The organism is Dietzia sp. DQ11-44 (assembly GCF_014145205.1).
GTDB classification, from domain to species: Bacteria; Actinomycetota; Actinomycetes; order Mycobacteriales; family Mycobacteriaceae; genus Dietzia; species Dietzia natronolimnaea.
On the sequence record NZ_JAALEC010000071.1, the window covers coordinates 1 to 6,257 of the forward strand.

Annotated in this window: 8 protein-coding genes; 3 read left to right on the forward strand and 5 right to left on the reverse strand. The window is 70.8% G+C overall.

Going from position 1 to position 6,257, the window contains the following annotated elements:
* Positions 1–264 (reverse strand): ATP-binding cassette domain-containing protein (locus G6018_RS02150; RefSeq protein WP_182638593.1); only part of this gene is annotated, 264 nt, incomplete at its 3' end.
* Positions 261–1,313 (reverse strand): ABC transporter ATP-binding protein, encoded by a 1,053-nt coding sequence (locus tag G6018_RS02155; RefSeq protein WP_347237771.1) that lies wholly within the window; start codon positions 1,311–1,313, stop codon positions 261–263. The genes G6018_RS02150 and G6018_RS02155, both read right to left, overlap by 4 nt.
* A gap of 167 nt (positions 1,314–1,480) precedes the next feature.
* On the opposite strand from G6018_RS02155, the gene G6018_RS17625 reads away from it, so the two are divergent.
* Genes G6018_RS17625 through G6018_RS02170 form a run of 3 tightly spaced genes read left to right on the forward strand, consistent with a single transcriptional unit; the run spans position 1,481 to position 4,311 of the window.
* A complete protein-coding gene (locus G6018_RS17625) occupies positions 1,481–2,599 on the forward strand; it encodes an ABC transporter permease (protein WP_179523249.1) in 1,119 nt (372 codons plus the stop codon).
* Positions 2,592–3,578 (forward strand): ABC transporter permease, encoded by a 987-nt coding sequence (locus G6018_RS02165; RefSeq protein WP_304814998.1) that lies wholly within the window; start codon positions 2,592–2,594, stop codon positions 3,576–3,578. Before G6018_RS17625 ends, G6018_RS02165 begins: the two co-directional genes overlap by 8 nt.
* 40 nt (positions 3,579–3,618) lie before the next feature.
* Positions 3,619–4,311 carry a TetR/AcrR family transcriptional regulator gene (locus G6018_RS02170; protein WP_182638597.1) on the forward strand — a complete coding sequence of 231 codons (693 nt, stop codon included), beginning with the start codon at positions 3,619–3,621 and terminating at the stop codon, positions 4,309–4,311.
* 7 nt (positions 4,312–4,318) lie between these two features.
* On the opposite strand, the gene G6018_RS02175 is transcribed toward G6018_RS02170, so the two are convergent.
* From G6018_RS02175 to G6018_RS02185, 3 genes are all read right to left on the reverse strand, one after another.
* Entirely contained in the window at positions 4,319–5,512 is a 1,194-nt protein-coding gene (locus tag G6018_RS02175; RefSeq protein WP_182638594.1) for an FAD-dependent oxidoreductase, read from the reverse strand.
* 3 nt (positions 5,513–5,515) lie between these two features.
* The gene (locus G6018_RS02180) at positions 5,516–5,779 is read right to left on the reverse strand and encodes a hypothetical protein (protein ID WP_179523247.1); all 264 of its coding nucleotides are present in this window, start codon (positions 5,777–5,779) and stop codon (positions 5,516–5,518) included.
* A gap of 33 nt (positions 5,780–5,812) precedes the next feature.
* The coding region (locus tag G6018_RS02185; protein ID WP_182638595.1) for an aspartate dehydrogenase domain-containing protein at positions 5,813–6,257 on the reverse strand (445 nt) is incomplete at its 5' end.

The window sequence follows — 6,257 nt, forward strand, 5'->3', positions numbered from 1 at the left end:
GTCGACCATCACCCGCCCGGAGGTGGGACGGGGGAGCTGGAGCAACGCGCGACCGAGGCTGGACTTGCCGCAGCCGGACTCGCCGACCAGCGCCAGCGTCCTGCCGCGGGGCACGTCGAGGGAGACGTCCGAGACGGCGTGGACCGTCCCCTTGCGGGTGTGGTACTCGACGGTCACGTGATCGACGACGAGCTTGGCGTCCCCGGGCCGTCCCGCGTCCGGCGGGGTGGGCGCGTCGGCGACGTGCTGACTGGAGCCGGTCATGAGGCCTCGCTGCTGGTGCGGTGGTGGACGGGGACGGTGGGGTGGAGACATCCGACGCGGTGGACGGTGGTCGTCGTGGGGTGGGAGGTGGAGGCCGTGGCGAGGTCCTCGAGAGGGGGGTCGACGACGAGGCAGTCGTCCGCCACCCGTGGGCATCTCGGGGCGAACCGGCATCCCGGCGGCATCTCCCGCAGGTTCGGCGGGCGCCCCTCGATCACGGTGAGAAGGGTGTGCGGAGGCAGGTCCGGCCGCGGGATCGAGTCCAGCAGTGCGCCGGTGTAGGGGTGCGCGGGTTCGTCGAGCAGCGCCCGGGTGTCGCCCACCTCGAGGAACCGACCGGCGTACATGACCCCGATCCGGTCGGTGTGCTGCGAGACCACGGCGAGGTCGTGGCTGACCAGGATCATCGCCATGTCCCCGTCGGCCTGCAGCCCGTGGAGGAGGTCGAGGATCTCGTGCTGCACCGTCACGTCGAGCGCGGTGGTGGGCTCGTCGGCGATGAGCAGCTTGGGCGAGCAGGACAGGGCGATGGCGATCCCGACGCGTTGGCGCATGCCGCCGGAGAGCTGGTGGGGGTACTCGGTGAGGCGGGCGCGGGGAGAGGGGATCCGGACCCGCTCGAGGAGCTCGACCGCGCGGTCGGCCGCCTCCCGGCGACCCAGTCCCAGATGGTGCCGCAGCGGGTCGATGATCTGCCGACCGATGGTCCGGATGGGGTTGAGCGAGGTGAGCGGGTCCTGGAAGACCATCGCGATCTCGCGTCCCCAGAACTTCTGTGCCTCGCGCTGGGACAGGGCCAGGACGTCGCGGCCGTCGAAACGGACCGTCGAGGCGGGATCCACCCGGGCGGTGGTGGGGGCGATGCCCATGATCGAGCGGACGAGCATCGACTTGCCGGAGCCGGACTCGCCGACGATGCCGATGGTCTCGCCGCGGCGCAGGGAGATGTCGACCCCGTCGACGGGCGTGATGCGCCCGGAGGGGGTGTCGATGTGGGTGCGGAGATCCCGGACCTCGAGCAGCAGGTCGTCCCGGTCGTTCGACGACACGGGTCTGCGGGGTGGTGCGGCGGCGATGACGGCCTCCTCGGGGTGATGGTCCGGTCTAAGTCATCTACTTAATCCGTCTTGCTGTGACGAGTATCACGGCATATGGTGGCTACGTCAAGACGAGTAAGAAACCGCCTTAGGCGGTGTCTCAATCGAAGGGTCACTACGTGCTCAGGTTCATTGGCGAACGCGCTCTGCACGCGGTCGTCGTCGTCGTACTCGCCGCGACCGGCGCGTTCTTCCTCATGGAGGCGGTGCCGGGTGACTCCGCGGCCTCGGCCGTCGGCCCGGGAGCCACCGCGGAGCAATACCAGCTGGCGAGGGAGGAACTGGGACTGGACGATCCCGTGTGGACCCGGTTCACCGACTGGGTCGGAGGGGTGGCCTCCGGCGACCTCGGGAACTCACTGGTCCCGCCCAACCAGTCCGTGGTGGAGCTGATCGGCAACGCGCTGCCGGTCACCATGCAGCTCGCGTTCCTGTCGATCATCCTCTCGCTGGCGATCGCGGTGCCCGTCGCCGTGTGGTCGGCCTACCGGCGCGGTGGGGTGTTCGACCAGGTGGCCTCGATCGTGGCGTTCGCGTTCATCTCGGTCCCCAGCTTCGTGGCCGGCCTGCTGCTGATCTACCTGTTGGTCTTCAACCACTCGTTGGCGCAGCAGTTGATCCTCGGCGCGGCGGTGGTGATCGGCCTCGCGGTGGCGCTGTCCCCGCTCGGCAGGCGCGGCGGCCCCGGGTCACCCGGGGTGATGTGGGGCCGGGCCCTGATCGGCGGCGTCGCGGTGGGCGCGGTACTGGCCCTGCTGGCCCTGTTCCTCCCCGAGTTCCCGCGGCAGGGCTACGTGCCGCTGGCCGACGGACTGGGGGAGAACCTGCGGAGCATCGCCCTGCCGGCCATCACCCTCGCCCTGATGGAGGTCGCGATCTTCACCCGCGTCCTGCGGACCGACATGATCTCCACCCTCCAGCAGGACTTCGTCCTCTCGGCCCGCGCCAAGGGCATGCCCACCCGGCACGTCCTGGTCGCGGAGGCGCTGCGGCCGTCCACGGTCTCCATCATCACCCTGGCCGGGATCAGTCTGGGCCGACTCATCGGCGGGACGGTGGTGGTCGAGCGGCTGTTCAACCTCCCCGGCATGGGCAGCATGATCGTCGACGCCGTCCAGAACGACAATCTGCCGGTCGTACTCGGCGGGGTGATCGTGATCGCCGTGTTCTACGTCCTGGTCAACATGACCGTCGACGTCACGTACGCACTCATCGACCCGAGGATCCGCCGTGGCTGACACCGACCCGACCCGCCCCGATTCCAGCCGCCCCGATCCCACCCGGGCTGCCTCCACCCGCGCTGCCTCCGGGCCCGTCGCGGGCCCCGGCGTCGTCGCCGATCCCACCGTGGCCGCCGCCACCCCGGCACGCCGCCGTCCGAGGATGCCCCGGTTGTCCGGACTCGGCACCGCGCTCGCCCTGGCCTGGACCGTCCTCATCGTCCTGGGCGCACTGTTCGTGGACTTCCTGCCGCTGGCCGAGGCGCGCGACCCGTCCCTCGCGCTGATGACGCCGTCGACCCTCGCCCCCGACCTGCTGTCCGACCATCCCCTCGGGACGGACGGACAGGGCCTGGACATCCTGGGAGGCCTGCTCTACGGCGCCCGGGTCTCCCTCGTCGTGGGTATCGGCGGAGTCCTGGTCGGGGCCCTCGTCGGTGGCGCGCTCGGGCTGGTGGCCGGCTACCGGGGTGGGTGGACCGATCGCATCGTCTCCATCATCACCGACACCCTGCTGGCGTTCCCGTCGCTCATCCTGCTCATCGCGATCGTCACCGTGCTCGACCCGACACTGCCCAACATCACCCTCGCCCTCGGGATCATGGTTGTCCCGGCCTACGCCCGGCTCGTCCGGGCCAACGCGATGAGCTTCGCTGGCCGGGAGTTCGTCACCGCGGCGAGGTCGCTCGGGGCGGGTGAACTGCGGATCATGCTGCGGGAGGTCACCCCGAACATCGTCCAACCGGTCTTCTCGTACAGCTTCATGCTCGTCGCCGTGCTGATCGTGGCCGAGGCCTCGCTGAGCTACCTGGGGCTGAGCATTCCCCGGCCGGAACCGACATGGGGCAACATGATCAGTGCCGGTCAGGCCGATTTCCAGCGATACCCGTATCTCGTCGGCGTCCCGGCGGTCGTACTATTCCTGACGGTGCTCAGTTTCAATCAGCTGGGCGAGGCGGCAGGTCGGAAGTGGAGTCCCGGTGCAGCGAAGATCTGATGAGACCTCAGCCGAGGGGAGCGCAGCCGACGTGGCCGAGATGCCCGAGGAGGCCGGCGATTCCCGCGACGCCAAGGACGCCAAGACGGCGATGATCGAGGTCGCCGAGAAGATGATCAGCGAGCGGGGGCTGGACGACGTCTCGATGCGCGACGTCGCGACGGCGGCCGGTCAACGCAACAACTCGGCCGTCCAGTACCACTTCGGCAGCCGCGACGGGTTGATCCTGCAGGTGTTGCGACGCCGGATCATCTCCCTGGACTCCGCCCGGAAGGCGCGGCTGGCCGCGGCCGACGAGCAGGGTCTGGGCTACGACCTGCACACCCTCGTCGGGGTGCTGTTCGAACCGATCGTCGAGCTCCTGCGCGCCCACCCCGAGGCCACGCACTACGCACGGTTCCTGCAGCGGGTCGGGCCGGTCATGGCGCCGGGCATCCCCGAGGCGGATCTGCGGACGGCGACCGACGACGTGGTGGTGCGGCTGATCGACGTGCTCTCCCACCTGCCGCGGCGGGTGGCGTTCGAACGCATCGACCTGGCCACCCAGATGTTCACCGGGGCGCTGGCGGTCTACGAGGACCGCCGGGACGCCCGGAACACCGTGGTCAACGCGCGGTTCGAGGACGTCGTGGCGCACCTCTACGACATGATCGAGGCCGCACTGTGTGCCGGGGCGGGGTCCGGGGCCGGGTCCGGGGCCGGGACCGGGGCCGGGACCGTGTCGCGGGACTGACCTGCTCTCAGACCCGCCCGCGGAGCAGCTTCCGGAAGTAGACCACCGGCTGCAGGTACCGGTCGAACGCGTAGGTCGAGCGTCTGGGCACGGTCAGGTCGATCCCGCGCACCGACGGTGCGGGCCGACCGTCCCGGTCGTGCTCGACCAGCATCAGCCGGTCGCGGCTCACGGCGATCGGGATGATCGTGTAGCCGTCGTACCGCGTCCCGGGTCCGCCGTCCCGGGCCGCGCGCAGGTTGTCGGCGACCACCGCCACCTGCGGTCTCAGCGCCCCTCCGGACGGACGGGTGTCGACGGTCGCGGCGTCGCCCAGGCCCCAGACCGAGTCGAGGCGCGCGTGGCGCAGGGTCCGGGGGTCCACCTCGACCAGCCCGGCGACACCGCCGTCGGACAACCCGGCGTCGGCGATGAACTTCGGCGCGCGGCTCAGAGGGGTGACGTAGGCCAGGTCGACGTCCTCGATCGTGGTGGGGACCGGGCCGTCGAGTGTGACGGTGCGGGCGTGGTGATCCACGGCGGCGACCTCGGATCCCTCGTGGACGGTGATGCCGTACTCCCGGAGGTACGGCTGCACCCGCGAGTCGCACGGTTCGAGTCCGAGGAGTCCGCGGAACGGGGTCACCAGGTGCACGTCGATACGATCGAGCACCTTCTCGCGCCGCCAGCGGTCGCACGCCAGGAACATGGCCTTGAGCACGGTCCCGCCGCAGGAGGCGGGTTCGGGTGGCACCGAGAACACCACGGTCCCCTCGCGCAGGCGGACCAGCGCGGCGCACGCGCGACCCGCGTACTCGGGCACGTGGGCCGAGGCCGCCCATCCGGCGACGTAGGCCTTGTCCAGCCCGGGGATCGCGTCCCACCGCGCGGTTAGACCGGGGCACACGACCAGGTCCTCGTAGGTGATCGTGGGACCCTCCTCGCGCGGACCGAGGGTGACGGTGTGGGCGTCCGTGTCGACCCGTCCAGCCAGGTGGGGGAGCAGGTGGACGCCGGCGGGGACGACGTCCGTCATCGCGCGTTCGTACCGCCTCATCGGTGCCAGGCCGGTGGCGGCGTAGTTGAGCATCGGCCGGTACCGGTGCACGGGACTCGGGTCGACCAGAGCGATGTTCTGCCGACCGTCCCGGCGCAGGCGGGCCGCCAGGGAGATCCCGGCGTTGCCCCCTCCGATGATCACGGTGTCGAACGCGGCGGACACGGGTCAGACCGTCACTGCGTAGCCCACGAGCCCGATGACCAGGAGGAGGACGAGGACGACGATGACGACGATCGGGATGTATGCCCCCTTCTTGGACGGGGACGGGGTGGGGCTCTGCTGTTGCGTCGGGCTCTGCTTCTCCGTGGCGCTGTCCGACTGCATCGACGTGGAATCGGAGTCCGGGGTCTGCGGTCCGTCGGGTGAACCGCCGCTGTCGAGATCGGGGCTCTGACTCGGATCGGGGTCGGAGGGCCGTGCGTGGGTCATGGGACACCTTTCGTGGCGGCTGGTCCTTCCACGCTATGGCGTCACCCGCGCACCCTCCACCGGTCGGGCCGCAGCCACGACCACCACGCCGGGCCCGGCCCCGGCCCTGATCGAGGTGAGGACCCCGGCCACCGACCACGCCGTGATCGCCGAGGTGCGGCCACCGGAGTCCGGGTCCACCGCGTTCTCGAAACGCATGTCGTAGCGGCCCACCGGGGACTCCCACTCCACCACGTGTCGGGTGCGCTGCACCCCGGGGTCGGCCACCACGATCGCCTCCACGCGGTCCAGGCCGAGCGTCGCGAGTGCGAGCGCCACGGAGGCGTTGGAGGTGCGGGGGAACTCCAGCGCCGCCTCCCGCGCGGACCCGCGGAAGACCTCGAGGGGCGTGTCGAGGGTCTGCCGGATGCCCAGGGCGGCCGGGCTCTTGATGGTGACGTGGCGAAGCGCGGCCTGATCGGTGCCCGCCCGGGCCGCC